General features: G+C 63.1%; 10 protein-coding genes. 2 read left to right on the forward strand and 8 right to left on the reverse strand.

Annotation, left to right across the window (positions count from 1 at the left end; translation table 11 throughout):
• Positions 1-175 precede the first annotated feature (175 nt).
• The gene (locus CFT68_RS21040) at positions 176-805 is read left to right on the forward strand and encodes a DUF1349 domain-containing protein (protein WP_245815470.1); all 630 of its coding nucleotides are present in this window, start codon (positions 176-178) and stop codon (positions 803-805) included.
• Between the two features lie 62 nt (positions 806-867).
• The gene (locus CFT68_RS21045; protein WP_088845658.1) at positions 868-2,418 is read left to right on the forward strand and encodes a carboxylesterase/lipase family protein; all 1,551 of its coding nucleotides are present in this window, start codon (positions 868-870) and stop codon (positions 2,416-2,418) included.
• Between the two features lie 93 nt (positions 2,419-2,511).
• Here CFT68_RS21045 and CFT68_RS21050 read toward each other — a convergent pair whose 3' ends face one another.
• From CFT68_RS21050 to CFT68_RS21085, 8 genes are all read right to left on the reverse strand, one after another.
• A complete protein-coding gene (locus CFT68_RS21050) occupies positions 2,512-3,669 on the reverse strand; it encodes an alginate lyase family protein (protein WP_088845659.1) in 1,158 nt (385 codons plus the stop codon).
• Positions 3,670-3,848: 179 nt separating this feature from the next.
• Positions 3,849-5,072 carry a glycoside hydrolase family 88 protein gene (locus CFT68_RS21055; RefSeq protein ID WP_088845660.1) on the reverse strand — a complete coding sequence of 408 codons (1,224 nt, stop codon included), beginning with the start codon at positions 5,070-5,072 and terminating at the stop codon, positions 3,849-3,851.
• Between the two features lie 40 nt (positions 5,073-5,112).
• Positions 5,113-6,288: an alginate lyase family protein gene (locus CFT68_RS21060; protein WP_088845661.1), complete on the reverse strand. Its 1,176-nt coding sequence runs from the start codon at positions 6,286-6,288 to the stop codon at positions 5,113-5,115.
• Between the two features lie 48 nt (positions 6,289-6,336).
• Positions 6,337-8,589, reverse strand: coding sequence for a glycoside hydrolase family 3 N-terminal domain-containing protein (locus tag CFT68_RS21065; protein WP_088845662.1), 2,253 nt, complete (start codon positions 8,587-8,589; stop codon positions 6,337-6,339).
• A 134-nt stretch (positions 8,590-8,723) separates the two neighbouring features.
• Entirely contained in the window at positions 8,724-11,441 is a 2,718-nt protein-coding gene (locus CFT68_RS21070; RefSeq protein WP_088845663.1) for a glycoside hydrolase family 2 TIM barrel-domain containing protein, read from the reverse strand.
• The gene (locus CFT68_RS21075) at positions 11,438-13,918 is read right to left on the reverse strand and encodes a glycoside hydrolase family 2 protein (protein WP_088845664.1); all 2,481 of its coding nucleotides are present in this window, start codon (positions 13,916-13,918) and stop codon (positions 11,438-11,440) included. The genes CFT68_RS21070 and CFT68_RS21075 overlap by 4 nt, the downstream gene beginning before the upstream one ends.
• 93 nt (positions 13,919-14,011) lie before the next feature.
• Positions 14,012-15,193 carry a mannonate dehydratase gene (gene uxuA, locus CFT68_RS21080; protein WP_245815471.1) on the reverse strand — a complete coding sequence of 394 codons (1,182 nt, stop codon included), beginning with the start codon at positions 15,191-15,193 and terminating at the stop codon, positions 14,012-14,014.
• Between the two features lie 12 nt (positions 15,194-15,205).
• The gene (locus tag CFT68_RS21085) at positions 15,206-16,024 is read right to left on the reverse strand and encodes an SDR family oxidoreductase (RefSeq protein ID WP_088845665.1); all 819 of its coding nucleotides are present in this window, start codon (positions 16,022-16,024) and stop codon (positions 15,206-15,208) included.
• Positions 16,025-16,095 lie beyond the last annotated feature (71 nt).

Genomic DNA, 16,095 nt, shown 5'->3' on the forward strand with positions numbered 1-16,095 from the left:
TTAACCAGTTAGGTGACGCCGTAGGAAGCGTTACCTAATGGGCCCGCTAGCGTTGGGTGGGAATTTTCGCTAGCGTGGCGTAAAGGCGAAAGCAGGCGGTGTGGGATCCGCCTGCTTTCATGCTGTATAAGCACTCCAGTTTCAGACAACCTTTCCCCCCTATTTGCTTTACTTCATGATGAAAGCCCTATTCCTTTCCACTGCGCTGTACTTGGTCGCTCTGACCGTTACCGCCCAATCGTTTAAGTCTATGCGCTGGCAAAATGCTCCGAAGAAAGCCACCATTACCGCCTCCAAAGTGCAAGTGCAGGTAGAAGGCGGCACCGACTTCTGGCGCGTGACGCACTACGGCTTCATCCGCGACAACGGGCACTTCTACTACCAAGAGCAGGAGGGCGACTTCATCGCCAAAGTCAAAGTCCTAGGCCAGTACAGAGACCTCTACGACCAGGCCGGACTGATGATTCGGCTCGACGAGAAGAACTGGATTAAGACCGGCATCGAGTACGTGAAGGGAGTGCAGAACGTCAGCGCCGTCGTGACGCGCGAGGTGTCGGACTGGTCGGTGGTGCCGCGCCAAGACAGCCCCAAAGCCGTGTGGCTGACTCTCCTGCGCAAGGGCGACTACGTGGAAATCCAGTACTCCTTCGACAACCATGAGTTCAAGATGCTGCGCCTGGCCTACTTCCCTCCTGCAGCCGGTCAGAAAGTACAAATCGGGCTGATGTGCGCCGCCCCCGATGGCAAAGGCTTCCCCGTTGAGTTCGAGGAGTTTTCTGTCACTCCGGTCAGCCGCGCAAAGTAACCACGTCACTTTTCTGTATCCTGGGCCATCTTTAGCGTGGTTCCACCTGGCTTCTTCTTTCTATGTTCTACCGCTTCGCACGGCACGGCGCCGGGCTCCTACTCAGCAGTGTGCTGGCCTGGGCTGCTACCGCTTTTCCCGGTCATGCTCAAGGCACTCCTCCCGTCGTGAAGACCCGGCAAGGCAAAGTGCAGGGCGTGCAGGAAGGGAGCTTGCGCGTATTTCGGGGCATTCCCTACGCCCAGCCTCCGGTGGGCGCGCTGCGCTTTCGTCCTCCGCAGCCCCTAAAGCGGCATTCCGGAACACCTGTAGCGGCCCAGTTTGGGGCCCGGGCACCTCAGGCCGGAGGCCCTACGGGGGTGCAGGGGGCAGAAGATTGTCTTTATCTGAACGTGTGGGCTCCGTCTGTTTCCAAAAAGCAGCGCAGGCCCGTGGTGGTGTGGGTGCACGGCGGGGCATTTACCGGCGGCTCGGGCCAGGACAACGACACCTGGACGTTTGCGGCCCAGGATACGCTGGTGGCCGTGAGCTTTAACTACCGCCTGGGCAGCCTGGGCTTTCTGCAGCTGGGCAACTGCCTGGGGCCCGGGTATGAGCAGGCCGGCAACTGTGGCCTGCTGGATGCCGTGGCCGCCCTGCGCTGGGTACACGACAACATTGCCGCGTTTGGGGGCGACCCGAAACGGGTCACCGTGATGGGCGAGTCAGCGGGCGCCAAGCTGATTGGGGGCCTACTGGTGACGCCCGCCGCCCAAGGCCTGTTTCAGCAGGTAATTCTGGAAAGCGGCGCGGTGCAGGCCGTGCGCGACACGGCCACCGCGGGGGCCATCACCTACCAGCTGCTGCAGGCGCTGCACACCACCGATGCCCGCGCCTTGCTCACGCTGCCCGCCGACTCGCTGGTACGGGCGCAAACCCGGTTTGCCAACGGGGCGGGTGGCCTACAGGTGTTTGGGCCGGTGCTCGACGGGCAGACCATCCCTAGGCCACCCCTGGAATACCTGGGCCAGTCTCGGCCCGCTATCCGGGTTCTGCTGGGAACCAACCGGGAAGAGGCCAGGCTGTTCAGCGGCCCCGGCTCCATCCTGCATGCGCCGAATGAGGCGGCGCTGCCGTTGGTTTTTGGCGCGCACAACAGCCCCTACGTGTGGCGGGCCTATCAGCAGCTGCGCCAATCCCAGCCCGCTCTTGATGCCTGGAACACCGTGCTCACCGATTATCTCTACCGGCTGGCCACGTACCGGCTCGCCAATCAGCTGGCGGCTCAGGGTACGCCCACCTGGCTCTACCGCTTCGACTACGCCGATGCCACCACCCAGCCGATGCACGCCCAAGAGCTGAATTTCGTGTGGAATGCGCCCGTCGGCAGCTCCGCTGCCCATACGGCAGCGGCGCCGCCCAATGCCCCCAGCAAAGCATCGGGGCCCGCGCTGGCCGCTGCCATGCACGCGCACTGGGCCAGCTTTATCAAGACGGGGCAGCCGGGACCTGCGTGGCCGGCCTACACCCCGGCCACCAGGCAGGTGATGCTTTTCAGGCAGGAAAGCCAACCGGAAGCGGTGCTGGCCCCCTACGAGGATGCCGCGTTTCCCACTCAGGGCTACAAGCGCTGACCGCAGCAGCACCCCCCTACCGAAAAACCCGGCCTCCCGGCGACGACTGCCGTCGCCGGGAGGCCGGGTTTTCACCGGACGACGTGGGCCCGTTTACCGCCCGATGCTGCGGTGGGTGAAGGAGGTGAAGCCCAGGAAGGTTTTATCACCGGGTACGCCGTACGGGTCCTGCCGGTCGCGCAGGGAAGCCAGCTTGCTGGTGCCGTAGTAGTTGTAGGCCGTCTCGATGCCGGGAAAGATCTGGGTGCCGCTGCAGTTGCGGGTGTAGTTACCCGCGGCGGCGTCCTCGTACCGGTTCCAGCCGTTCTTGATCTGCTGCCCATTGGCTTCGTAAATGGCCGAGTTGCCCTGGATGCGGGCCGTTTCGGCGGCGTAGGTCAGGGCCGTGAGCGTGTACTGGGGGTGGATGCAGTCCCGGTCGCGCTGCTCTTTCACGGCTCCATCGGAGTAGAACAGCTGAGGCAAAATCTGAAACAGGTAGTCGTAGCCCGAGTCATAGACCGACGTACTGTTGAACCACACGCCCAAAGCCATCTTGGCGTAGCAGTAGGAAGCCTGCCAGTTGTTGATGTCGTTGATGGCGCCGGGCACGTTGTTGACGTAGTTGTTTTTCAGGTTGTTGAGAAAGTCAGAGAACTTGCTGACGTCGGTGGCTGACCAGCCGGCCCCGTTGCCATTCACGGAGTAGTAGCGAATGATTTCGCCGGCCGCCACAAAGGACGGCGCCACCCACGCGGCTTCCAGGTAGGTCTGGCGGAACTCCGTGGGGCTGCCGTCGGGCTTGGGCGAGGTGGAGTACCGCTGGAAGTTGTAGGCGTAGCCGTTAAGAATCTGCTTGGCCTGGTTGGCGTAGGTGGCGTTGCCGGTTTTCACCCACCGCAGGGCGCAGGCGTAAGCCAGGATGGCGTCGCGCCGGATCTGGTCCTCGGTGGGGCTGCCCCCGCTGCCCACCACGTATACCACGTTCGGGAAGGTAGTCGGGACGGCATACTGGTTCATGTAGTCCACGACTTTGTTGTAGCCCGCCGTGCGGGTGGCGTCGCCCGCGTTGGCCTGGGCGGCCACCAGATCCAGGCTGGCCCGGCTGTTGACTACCCCCGGGTGCTGAAAGGTGGTGATGGTGGAATTGGCCGGGGTAGTGGCCGCGGCGGGCGATGCCACTTCCTTGTTTTGGCAGGCAGAGGCCAGGGCCAGCGCCACGGAGCACAGGCTGAGCGCAGCCCAGCGAGATGAAGTTGTCAGAATCGTCATGGTTGTGGCGGGGTTAAGGGGTAGAACGGAAAAATGAAATTAAAGGCCCTAGGCCTGCTCCCGAAAAGTGAGAGGATTTTTCCAGCAAACTCCCATGAAGTAAGGTGTTTATTTACGTAAACGTTTTCGACGCCCTCATCTACCCTGTCTCAATTTTGCCCTATTTACCCCCCCGGCTTTTAGCTGCCGGCCTCGCTCTTGCCGGCGCGCATCTGGCGTTGGCGCAGCAGGGCTTCCAGGAAGTAGTAGTCCGCGTAGATGAGGGGCACATCCACCTCACTGTTGGCGGGCTTGGAGCCGGTGCTGTGCAAGAGCAGGAAGCCGTGGCTGCCGCCGGGCTTGGCCGTGTAGTGCCTGGTCAGGCTGCTCATCATCTTGTCGGCCTTGCGGCGGTAGAGCGCGCTATTGGTTGGGCTGTAGGTGCTCAGCTCGTAGAGGGCCGAAGCAATGACGGCGCCGGCCGAAGCGTCGCGCGGCTCGTTGGGAATGCTGGGGGCGTTGAAGTCCCAGTACGGAATAAGGTCGGCCGGCAGGTTAGGGTGGTTGAGAATGTAGCGCGCGACATTTTCGGCCTGAGCCAGGTAAGCTTTGTTTTTGGTTTCGCGGTAGCACATGGTATAGCCGTACAGGGCCCAGCCCTGCCCCCGCGCCCACGCCGACTCATTGGCAAAGCCCTGGTGGGTGGTTTTCTTGACTACCTGGCCCGTAAGGGTGTCGTAGTCTACCACGTGGTAGGTGCTGAAGTCGGGCCGGAAGTGGTTGCGCATCGTTGTGTTGGCGTGGCTCACGGCTATCTTATAGAAAGAGGAGTCCCCGGAGAGGCGCGTGGCGGCGAAGAGCAGCTCCAGGTTCAGCATGTTGTCGATGATAACCGGGAATCCCCAGGTTTCCCGGTGGTGGTCCCAGGAGCGCAGCGTGCCCACTTTAGGGTTAAACCGCGTGCTGAGCGTGCGCGCCGCCTGCAGAATCACCTCGCGGTAGGCAGCATCCTGAGTTAGCCGATAGCCCTGCCCGAAGCTGCAGTACACCTTGAAGCCCATGTCGTGGGTGGTGGCGTTGGTTTTCTCGGCTTCGATGTTGGCCGTGTAGGTGCGGGCCGCCTCCTGCCACTTCGGCTGGCCCGTAGCCTCGGACAACAGCCACAGGTAGCCGGGAAAGAACCCGCTGGTCCAGTCGCGGGAGGGCACCAGCACCAGCTCCCCGGAGGGAGAAAGCGTGCGGGGCGAAACCAGGGCGGGCTTGCCCGGAGCAGCGGGCTTTTGCTGGGCCACCTGGGCCGTTTGCTGAAGCAGCAGGGCGGCCTGGGTTTCGGCCAGCTTTACCGTTTTCTTCGGCAGGGCCACCTGGCCTAGCGCCTGCTGAGCGAGCAACGCCAGCCCTAGGCCTATCACAGAACTTTTCATGGGAGTATTCTTGCGTTAATTCGTTGGCCAGACACCTGGCCTAGAGCCAGATAAGCGGGTTGCGCACCGGCAGATTGCGGATTACCTCTTCAACCTCGGGAGCGTGGTTTAGCTGCTGCCAGGTTTTCAGCCACTGTGGGTTGCCGAACTGCACCGCGCCCATCACCAGGAAGGGCTGGGCTACGGGCCAATTGTCCCAGTACATCACGTCCTTCGGGAAAGGCCAGGCATTCTTGTCGGCTACGTAGGGGTAGAGGAACTCTATGCCCTTGCGGATGCTGCGGCCGTCGGGAGTCTGGTAAGCCCACAGGTTGTCGCGCTTGTCGCTCAAAATCTGGCAGATCATGGTCATGGCATCCAGATTGAACAGGGAGTAGCCGTAGGGCTTGGTGCGCTTGGTTTCCAGGGGGAAGGAGCCGTTAGCCGCCATCTGGGTGGGCAGCAGCACGGTTTTGTACCGCTCCCGGCAGAAGCTCAGCAGCGCCTGGTTGCCGGTCAGGCGGGCGAAGGACGACACCTGCATCACCCAGCAAGTGCCATGGTTGTTCTGGGCGTTCATCTCATCCTGGCCGTAGGAGTGGGTGGTGAGCCAGGTCAGGTACTGGGCAAACCAGCCTTTGATGCCCGCCAGCTCCTGGGAGCTGAAGGCCTTATCGCGCTCCATCACGAGCACGCCCTGGACCACCTCCAGGAGCTGAATGGTGTCGATAATGCCGATGCCACGGCCCGTGAACTTGCCCATGATGGCCTGCGCAAACTGCAGGGAGGGGTTCATGCGCGTAGCCGGATGCGTAAACCAGGCCCGCAGATGCACCAGGGCGTGGCGCACGTATTGCTGGTCGTGGGTGAGCTTGTAGGCCGAAGCCAGGGCCCCGATGATGCGGCTGAACCGGATCATGGCCTGGCGGTGGGCCACGAAGTTTTCGGGGTTGGTGAGCCCATCGCGCTGGATGTAGGGCCCGCCGGGGTTGTTGGGGTCCGGCCACCAGTAGTCGCCCTCCGAGAAGAAGTCGTGAGGGCCACCGGCACTGCGCGAGCTGGTGGCGCTGGTAACCGTAACCGGGGCCTGGTGCAGGGCCCAGGCGGCCTGCTCCAACACCTGCGCGCGCAGCACGGCCTCGGCCTGGCGCGCCAGCCGGCGGTCCGGTCGGGAGGACGCCGGGGCGGCCAGGCTTCCGAGCAAAAGCAGCCCCAGAAAAACGAAGAAGCGAATCATAGCGGGTGGAAAGGAAAGAAACGGAAGGTGTTGGGTGCCGGAAGTGGCCTAGGGCGCAAGCACGAGCTTGCTTTCCAGGCGGATATCGTCGGAGCTGCTGCCAATCATAAGCTGAAACTCGCCGGGCTCGGCCACCCGTTGCAGCTGGGCGTTGTAGAAGGCCAGCTTGTCCTGATCGATGGTAAAGGAGATAATCTGGCTCTGCCCGGGCCCCAGGAGCACCTTGCGGAAATCCTTAAGCTCTTTCACCGGCCGCACCACCGACGATACCAGGTCGCGCAGGTAGAGCTGCATGACCTCCTCCCCCGCCACGGGCCCCGTGTTGGTGAGCCTGAACTGCACCTGCACCTTATCAGTGGCCCGCATGGTGGGCTGGGAAAGCTGCAGGTCGGCGTAGCGGAAGCTGGTGTAGCTCAGGCCGTGCCCGAAGGCGTAGCGGGGCGTGTTCAGCTCATCGATGTAGGCGGAGCGGTAGGTGATGTTCTTGGGGTTGGTGACGGGGCGGCCCGTGTTGTACTGCTGGTAGCTGAGCGGCAGCTGGCCTACGCTGCGCGGAAACGTGCTGGGCAGCTTGCCGGCGGGGTTGTAGTCGCCGTAGAGGACGTCGGCCAGGGCGTGGCCCCCTTCGGAGCCGGGAAACCAGGCGTAGAGAATGGCGTCGGCCTGCTCGGCTATGGTGTTGAAAATCAGGGGGCGGCCGGCCATCAGGACCACCACCACGGGCTTGCCTGTGGCTTTTAGAGCGGCAAACAGCTCCTGCTGCGCGCCGGGCAGGCTGATATCGGCCCTGGACTTGGCTTCTCCCGTCATGTCCCAGGTTTCGCCCAGACAGAGCACCACCACATCGGCCTGCCGGGCGGTGGCCACGGCCTGTTCAAAGCCCGCGCGGGAGGTGCCGGTTACTTCGGCGCCGCGGGCGTACAGCACGCGAGCTTTCTTGCCGGCCCGTTCCGTGAGGCCATCCCAGGGCGAGACAATCTGGGTGGTGTCGGCCATTACCGTCCAGCTGCCCGCCAGGTCGCGCTTGGCTTTGGCCAGGGGGCCGATGAGGGCAATGGTGCGCTGCTGGGGGCCCAGGGGCAGGGCGTGGTTTTCATTTTTGAGCAGCACCATGGACTTGCGGGCCACCTCGCGGGCCGCCTGCCGGTGGGACGGGTCGCGCAGCACCTGCTTTTCGCGCTTCAGGTCCGAGAACTTATAGGGGTCGTCGAAGAGGCCTAGCTCGAACTTCTTGCGCAGAATGCGGCGCACGGCATCATCCACCTGGGCGGCGGGCACCTGGCCGCTTTGCACCAGCTGGGCCAAGTGGGGGCCGTAGGCGTCGTTTTCCATGTCCATGTCGTTGCCGGCGGTCATGGCGGCTTGCGCGGCCTCCACTACGCTGGGCGCATAGCCCCAGGGCACCATTTCCCGGATGGAGCCCCAGTCACTCACCACAAATCCCGGGTAGTTCCACTGGCCCTTCAGGATGTCGCGCTGCAGGTGGGCGCTGGCCGTGGCCGGCACCCCGTTCAGGGTGTTAAAGGAGTTCATGAAGGTCGCCACGCCCGCGTCGGCAGCGGCCTTGAACGGGGGCAGGTAGGTTTCCCAGAGCTGCTGCTCGCTCATATCCACGGCGTTGTAGTCGCGGCCGGCAATGGCGGCTCCATAGGCGGCAAAGTGCTTGGCGCAGGCCATGATGGCATCGGTGCTGCCCAGCTGCTCGCCCTGGAAGCCTAGCACCCGGGCCCGGGCAATCTGGGAGCCCAGGTAGGTGTCCTCCCCCGCCCCTTCCATCACGCGGCCCCAGCGCGGGTCGCGGCCCACGTCCACCATGGGTGCAAACGTCCAGTGAATGCCCGAGGCCGCCGCCTCCCGGGCCGCCACGTGGGCCGAAAGCCGGATGGCCGCCAGGTCCCAGGAAGCGGCCTCCCCCAGCGGGACGGGAAACACGGTCTGGTAGCCATGAATAACATCAAGCCCAAACAGCAGGGGAATGTGCAGGCGTGACTTGAGCGCCTCAGCCTGAATGGCGCGGGTGTCGGCTACGCCCTTGACGTTGAGCATGGAGCCTACCCGCCCCTCGCGGATGCTGTTGAGCAGGTCGGTTTTGCGGTTGCTGGCGGGCCCCGTCAGCTCACGGCCGGAGTACTGCACCAGCTGCCCTACTTTCTCCTCCAGGGTCATTTGTTGGAGCAAGGCCGCTACGCGCTGCTCCACAGAGGCGAGCGCAGCCGCTTTCTTTTGGGCCAGGCCATGGGGGCCCGCGCCCAACAGCAGGGCCCCGAGAACCAGCAGGGGTTTAGCAGATCGATAAAGCATAAAGCAAAGAGTGGCCTAGGCCGGTAATGTCAAGCGAATGAAGAAGCCGTGCTCCCGACTCCGGCCCCAACTGCCGCGCAGCTAAGCAGCTGGGTGAAGTCGGAAGCCGGAAATCGGGCCTCCCTGATGAAATTCTAGTAGAGGCGCCTGACTTGCAGGCCGTTTAGGAAAGCCTGACCCTGCTGGGCCTGAAAGTCGAGGACGATGCCCTGGGCACCCTTTACCGTCACCGGCACCTGGAAGCTTGCCGCCTGCAGGGGGCGCAGATTGGTAGCGGTGCTGAGCACGGGCAGTGTGGGCAAGCCGTTGACCAGCACGCTGAACGTGCGGGCCTGAGTCGCCGGGCTGCTGCCCACGGCCCCGCCGGACGAGAGGTTGTAGACCAACTGTTCGCCCTGGGGGGCGGCTTCCAGCTCGGCAAAGTGCAGGGTTACCTCGTACTCGCCCGGGGGCACGTCGAGGCGGAATTGCTGCAGGCCCAGGCGCTGGGTTTCGTAGATAGCATCGTATTCAGTGCCCAGGATGTCGCGGTCGGAGCCGTAGGGCAGCCTGTCGCCGGGCATCTTGTACACCTCTCCGCCCACGTAGCCCCAGCTCCCGGGCCTGTAGGCCTGTTCGGGCACCCACACCTGCTGCAGCTTGGAGTCGGTAAAGGTGCGGGCATCGCCCAGGCTCACGTTGAGTTCCGTGAAAGGCAGCTTGTCAGAAGTTAGTTGAGTAGGCAGCAGGCGGAAGGTTATCTCGGCCTGATCTTCCAGAGACTGGTCTACCGCCTGGGCCTGCAGCTGGTTTAGGCCCGCCCGGAAGGGAACGGTGAAGCGGGCCACGCCATACTCCGATTTACGGGTGCCTACATCCTGCCCATTGAGCAGCAGGCGAACTTCGGGCTGGTTGGTGTACACCTCCACGGGCTGGCGGCAGAAGAGGGAATCGGGCCCGGCGGCGGTTCCAGAGCGCAGCGTCCAGGTGCGGGAGCCGATGCGCAGGAAGGGCGTTTTCAGCAAGTGGGCCTGGTACAGCAAGTAGGCATCCTTGGGCTGCCTATCGCCCGTCATCAGGCTTTTGTTGTTGATGTGGGGCACGGCCTCCTGCCGGGTTTCGGAGTTGAACTCCGCCAGGTTCCACACCGCGCTGCCCGCCACAAAGGGTCGTTCCAGCATGGCTTGCAGGTAAAACTGGTGGTAGGCGTTGGCGTACTCCGTCGTTTTATCAAAGCGGCGGGGGTCGAAGGAGTGCAGGCGCACGTCGGAGTCGGCGCCGTATTCCGTTACCAGCAGGGGCTTGGTGGGCAGCTCGCGACGGTGGCGGTCCAGAAACTTCGGGAAGCCCTGCAGGTCGCCGGAGTACCAGCCCTGGTAGAGGTTCCAGCCCACCAGCTGAGCAATGGCGGGCAGGCCCGCCAGCTGGTAAAGCTCAAAGTCGCCGTGGTTTACAATCATGGTGTAGCGGGCTGGGTCCTCGCGGCGGGTGAGGCTGTCGAGCTCCTGGGCCAGGCGATTTACGCGCTGCAGGTACACTTTGCCCGCCTCATTGTCGCGCTTGATGCCGGGGGGCAGGCGCAGCAGCACCTCGTTCATGTAGGCCCAGATGATGACGCTGGGGTGGTTGTAGGCCTGTCGGATCATCTCCGTCTGCATGGTGCGGCAGTTCTGGAAGAAGCCCCTGGAGTCGGTGATGGCGTTGACGATAGGAATTTCCACCGAGGTGAGGATGCCCAGCCGGTCGCAGGCCTGCAGCACCGCCGGGTCCTGGGGGTAGTGGGAAACGCGCAGGAAGTTACCACCCAGCTGCTTGATCAGCTCCACATCGCGCACGTGCAGGGCATCGGGCAGGGCATTACCCAGACCCGGATAATCCTGGTGGCGGTTGGTGCCGATAAGCTTAAGGGGCTGGCCGTTCAGGAAAAAGCCTTGGGCGGCATCAAACCGATACCAGCGCAAGCCCACGGGGTTGGTCACCTCATCGAGCACCTGCTTGCCGTCGAGCACCTGCGAGACGGCCCGGTACAGGTAGGGCTGCTCCGGCGACCATAAGTGCGGGCGCCGCACCGAGGGCAGGCTTTGCTTGAAAGCGCGGTTTTCGCCGGCTTTCAGCTGGAGGCGGGTTTGCTGGCGGCCTACTTCGCGGCCTTCCTTATCCAACAGCTGGGTAAGCACGGTAAGCTGGCGGGGCTTGCCGGAGCTATTGGTCAGGGCGCCGGCCACCACTACCTGCGCCTCCTCCGCCGACACGGCCGGGGTAGTGATGAAGGTGCCGTTGGAAGCGTAGTTGTCGAGGTTGAAGTGCACCGGGTCGGCCGCCACCAGGTACACGTCGCGGTATATGCCGCCGTAGAAGGTGAAGTCGGCCGTTAGGGGCGGAATGTCGGGGTTGTAGCGGTTGGTGAGCTTGACTTGCACCTCGGCCGTTGCCGGGGCATTACCCGCAAACTGCAGAAAGCGGCTTACGGGAAAGCTGAAGGCCGTGTAGCCGCCCGCGTGGCGGCCGGCCAGCTGCCCGTTCACCAGCACTTCCGCCTCCTGGTTGGCCCCTTCAAAGTACAGGTACACGGCGCGGTTCTGCCAGTCGGCGGGCACCGTGAGCGTCTTCCTATACCAGCCTACGCCGCGGTAGTAGCCGGGCTCGTCGTCGAGCACATCGGCTGCATTCCAGGTGTGGGGCAGGGAAACCGGCTGCCAGCCCGAGGAAGGTAAACCGGCACTTTCAAAGGCCTGGCCTTCAGCCTTGGCAAACAGCCAGTTACTGTTAATAGATTGAACCAGCCGTTGAGCATCAGCCGGCGCCGACAGCAACAGCAGGCAGAGGCCTAGCGCCAGCTTCCAGCCGGTAGCGAAGGAGAGGTGCGGGATCATAAGGTCAGGAGGACAGTTTCCAGGCCTGGGGACTGCACGGCCACAGCCGTTTTGCCGGGCTGGGCCTGCAGGCGGATGATGGCGCGGCCGTTGTAGGCCTGCACCTTGCGGGAGCCGGAGCTCGTGCCCAGGTCGTCGAGGAGCTTGCCGGCGCCGGCCAGGGAGAAATCCACCCAGTTCACGGCATCCAGGCACTGCACGCCCTGGGCATCGTAGAGCTTAACTTCCACGGTAGTCAGGCCGTTGGCTTCGCCTACCTTCTGCAGGGTGAGCTGGGTAGGCTTGCCCCACTTCTGGGTCTGGTACTTGAACTTGAGTTCATCCTGCACGGTCTGCTTGCCCTGACGGGCCACCACGCGCACCTGGTTGTCACCGGCAATAAAGGGCACGTTCCAGCGCAGGCCGGCGGCGGGAAAATCCTGGCTGTTGCGCTTTTTCACGCCGTAGCTTTTGCCGTTCACAAACAGCTCGGCCTGCTCGCAGTTGGAGTACACCTTCACCATTTTCAGCTCCCCTTCCTCGCCCCAGCGCACGGGCCAGCCGTGGCCGTAGAGGTGCACCATGGGCTGAGCGGTCCAGTAAGACTGGAACACGTAGTAGGATTCCTTGGGGGTGAAATCGCGCTCCACCACGCCCTTCTGGTTCATGTAGGGCACGGGGTTGTCGGGCCGCACGGGCGTGGAGAAGTCCTTGAAAGGCCAGTAGGCCGTGCCGCTCAGCCAGGGCATGGTTTCCTGCTCCTTGAGGTGCCAGTCTACCAGGTTGCAGAGGTAGCTTTCGCTCCAGTCGCCGTCCTTGGAAACGCGGGCGCTGCCCCCAAACAGGGAGGCGTCCCCGGCCCGCTCATCGGCTCCCGCTCCCCGGCTGATCTTGGCCAGGGCGTTGTCGGGGTTTTCGGAGTGGCGCCCGGCGTGGCTGTCGCCGCCCCACTCCACGTGCAGGAAGCGCTTCACGCCCTCAAACTCCTTCTGGGTGGCTTCCTTGTAGTCGGTGTAGATGCCCCGGTACCAGCCCGCCCAGATGGAGGGCGAGTACACGTCCACAATGTCCTTGCAGAAGTCGCAGCGTCGGATAGCCGTGTAGCGGGAGCGGTCCAACTGGTGCGAGAGGTCGTTGAGCTCCGTCATGAAGGCCCGGATCTTGAGCTTGTCGAACTCGGGAAAGTCGCCGGGCCAGTCGTTTTCATTGCCCAAGCCCCAGATGATGATGCTGGGGTGGTTGTAGTGCTGGGCTATCATGTTGGTGAGCATGCGCTTGGCCTGGGCCTGGTACACGGGGCCCCCTAGGCCACCCCGGCACCACGGAATCTCCTCCCAGACCAGGATGCCCAGGGAGTCGCAGAGGTTAAGCACGATGCGCGACTGCTGGTAGTGGCCGAGGCGGATGAAGTTGACGCCCATCTGCTTCATCATCACCATTTCCTGCCGGATCATGGGCTCAGTCATAGCGGCGGCCACGGCGGCGTGGTCTTCGTGGCGGTGGGTACCGCGCAGCAGCAGTCGCTGCCCGTTCAGCTTGTAGGGGCCATGTTCCACAAACTCACTATGGCGGAAGCCCACCTTCTCGCGGTGCTGATAGGCCTGAGGCCCCGTGCCTAAGGTAAGCTCCACGGTGTAGAGCTGGGGCGAGGCGGGCGACCAGAGGCGCGGATTTTTCACCGCAAACTGGTGCACTTCCACTTCTCCTGCCTTCGCAGCAAGCTGGCCCTGGTACTTGGCTACCTGCTTGCCTTTGGGATCCAACAATCGCACCTGCACTGGGGTAGCAGCGGCTGTGGTGGTCTTCGGAAAGAAAGCCTTCAGCGTCAGCGTGCCGGCCTTACCGACCGCATCCACTTCGGCCTTGGCCGCGAGGCGCTCCAAAGCCAGGGCCGGCTGATACTCCAGGTTCAGGTAGCGGTACAGGCCTCCGTAAACATTAAAATCCGACAGGTCGGAGGGTATCATTTCCAGGTCGCGGGAGTTGTCGCAGCGAATGCTGAGCGGAATCTGGCCCTTGAACTGCTTCTGGTATACTTCCGTCTTCTGAAACTCGGCCAAGGCCTGGGTGATGTCCACGGTCCACTCATCGTAGCCGCCCACGTGGCTGCCTACTTTGGTGGTGTAGAGGTAGACGTCGGTTTTCTGGCCCGCGCCCTCAAAGTGCAGCAACGTCCGGCCACCGGGGTACGGGTTCTGAACGGGGAGCTGGGTGCGATACCAGCCGGGTCCCTGGTAGTAGTTCTGGTCGGGGTCCACAGCATCGCGGGCGTTAAAGCAGTGCGGCAGCGTTACCTTCTCCCACAAAGGCACGCTTTCAGGGTTCCCCGCCCCCACGGGCCGCACTGCTTCCCACACGCCGCCCAGGTCCTGGCGGACAAACTCCCACCCAGTATTCAGGCGGGTGCTTTTCTGCCCAAACGCCACGGAGACGCTCAGCACCAGGGCCAGCCAGATCAGGTACAGTTTTTTACTGGTCAATAGGTTGCTCGTTTGCATCAGGTTGTCTTTCTGTATTGCTACAGCTCAGGGTTCTTGCCTGTCGCAGGAAATGCAGCAGGGAAGGTGTTGGCGGGCCCGCCAGCAGCCTAGCTACTGCAGGCTGCGGCGGATGCCCATTTCCAGGCCCCGCAGCTCGGCCAGGCCGCGCAGGCGCCCGATGCCGGAATAGCCGGGGTTGGTTTTCTTGTGCAGGTCGTCGAGCATCTGGTGGCCGTGGTCGGGGCGCATAGGCAGGCTCTGCTCTCGCCGGTGCATCACCTGCACCAGCTCGCGCATCACGGCGTACATATCCACGTCGCCTTCCAGGTGGTTGTCCTCGAAGAAGTCGCCGGCCTCGTTGCGGCGGGTGCTGCGCAGGTGAATGAAGTTGATGCGGTCGGCAAACTGCTGCACCATCGCGGGCAGGTCGTTGTCGGGGCGCACTCCAAAAGACCCGGTGCAGAAGCACAGCCCGTTGCTGGGCGAAGGCACGGCCTCAAATAACGCCTGCAGGTCGGCGGCCGTGCTCACCACGCGCGGCAGCCCCAGGATGGGGTAGGGCGGGTCATCGGGGTGCACTACCAGCTTCACGCCCACCTCCTCAGCCACCGGCACCACTGCTTGCAGGAAGTGGATGAGGTGGACGCGCAGGCGGTCGGCGTCAATGCCGGCGTAGGTGTCAAGGGCCTGCTGGAACTGGCCTAGCGTGAAGCTTTCCTCGGAGCCGGGCAAGCCGGCAATGATGTTGCGCTGCAGCTGCAGCCTCTCGGCCTCACTCATGCCGGCAAACCGCTGCCAGGCCTGAGCCATTTGCTCTTCGGAGTAGGCTTGCTTTGCGCCCGGACGCTGGAGCAGCAGCACATCAAAAGCCACGAAGGCAGCATGCTCAAAGCGCAGGGCCTTGGAGCCATCCTCTACCTCGTAGGCCAGGTCGGTGCGGGTCCAGTCCAGCACCGGCATGAAGTTGTAGGTGACGGTGTAAATGCCACAGGCCGCCAGGTTGCGCAGGCTTTGCTGGTAGTTGCCGATAAACGTTTCGTAGCCCGCAGCCTGGGTTTTGATGGCCTCGTGCACGGGCACGCTTTCTACCACGCTCCAGCGCAGGCCAGCGGCTTCAATCAGCTCTTTACGGGCCTGAATTTCACTTACCGGCCATACCTCCCCGTTGGGCAGGTGGTGCAGGGCGGTAACTACCCCTGTGCAGCCGGCTTGGCGCAGGTCAGCGAGGGTTACGGGATCTTGGGGACCAAACCAGCGCATGGTTTGCTCCAGGCAATAGTAATTCTCGCTCATTGGTGCTGGGTTTTAGACGCCGCCAAAGATGGAGAATCCGCCATCTACGCAAATCATGGAACCGGTCACAAACTGCGAGGCGTCGCTGAGCAGCCACACCAGGGCGCCCTTGAGTTCGTCGGGGTGGCCGAAGCGCTTGAAAGGGGTCTGCTTGATCACCAGCTCACCGCGGGCCGTGAAGCCGCCTTCGGGGGTGGTGAGCAGGCTGCGGTTTTGCTCGGTCAGGAAAAAGCCGGGGGCCAGGGCATTCATGCGCAGCTTGTCGCCGTAGCGGTTGGCCATTTCCACCGCAAACCACTGGTTGTAGCAGTCCAGGGCCGCTTTGCCCATGTTGTAGCCCAGCACCTTGGTAATAGCGCGCTTGGAGTTCATGGAGGAGATATTCACGATGCTGCCCCGGTCACCGGACTGCGACATGGCCTCGCCAAATACCTGCGTGGGCAAAACGGCTCCCCAGATGTTGAGGTCCATCACCCGCTTCATGCCGGCTAGGTTCATCTTGAACACGTCCTCGGCGGGGTCGAGCACTCCATCGGGACCGTTGCCGCCGGCGGCATTCACCAGCCCATCGATGCGGCCGTAGGCCTGCATGAGCTGCTGGCAGGCGGCGCGCAGCTGGTCTTCTTCCAGCACATCGGCCACCAGCGCCAGGGCCCGCCCCCCCTGCTCATTGATGGCCTGGGCCCGCTGCTGAGCCACTTCGGCGTTGCGGCCCAGAATACCCACGGTACCGCCGGCTTCCACAATTCCATCGATAAAGGACTGGCCTAGAATACCGGTTCCGCCGGTTACTACGATTACTTTGCCTTGCAGCGAAAAATTCTCACTCATGCTTGAAGGGTAATAAGGGGGCGAACTACGCTCGCCCGGAAATCTTTAATCGGATGGACTGATGACAGGCC

Source organism: Hymenobacter gelipurpurascens (assembly GCF_900187375.1).
In the GTDB taxonomy this organism is placed as follows: domain Bacteria; phylum Bacteroidota; class Bacteroidia; order Cytophagales; family Hymenobacteraceae; genus Hymenobacter; species Hymenobacter gelipurpurascens.

Coding starts and splice junctions, on each gene's coding strand:
- CFT68_RS21040 (WP_245815470.1), top strand. CDS start 176: ATGATGAAAGCCCTATTCCTTTCCACTGCGCTGTACTTGGTCGCTCTG.
- CFT68_RS21045 (WP_088845658.1), top strand. CDS start 868: ATGTTCTACCGCTTCGCACGGCACGGCGCCGGGCTCCTACTCAGCAGT.
- CFT68_RS21050 (WP_088845659.1), bottom strand. CDS start 3,669: ATGACGATTCTGACAACTTCATCTCGCTGGGCTGCGCTCAGCCTGTGC.
- CFT68_RS21055 (WP_088845660.1), bottom strand. CDS start 5,072: ATGAAAAGTTCTGTGATAGGCCTAGGGCTGGCGTTGCTCGCTCAGCAG.
- CFT68_RS21060 (WP_088845661.1), bottom strand. CDS start 6,288: ATGATTCGCTTCTTCGTTTTTCTGGGGCTGCTTTTGCTCGGAAGCCTG.
- CFT68_RS21065 (WP_088845662.1), bottom strand. CDS start 8,589: ATGCTTTATCGATCTGCTAAACCCCTGCTGGTTCTCGGGGCCCTGCTG.
- CFT68_RS21070 (WP_088845663.1), bottom strand. CDS start 11,441: ATGATCCCGCACCTCTCCTTCGCTACCGGCTGGAAGCTGGCGCTAGGC.
- CFT68_RS21075 (WP_088845664.1), bottom strand. CDS start 13,918: ATGCAAACGAGCAACCTATTGACCAGTAAAAAACTGTACCTGATCTGG.
- uxuA (WP_245815471.1), bottom strand. CDS start 15,193: ATGAGCGAGAATTACTATTGCCTGGAGCAAACCATGCGCTGGTTTGGT.
- CFT68_RS21085 (WP_088845665.1), bottom strand. CDS start 16,024: ATGAGTGAGAATTTTTCGCTGCAAGGCAAAGTAATCGTAGTAACCGGC.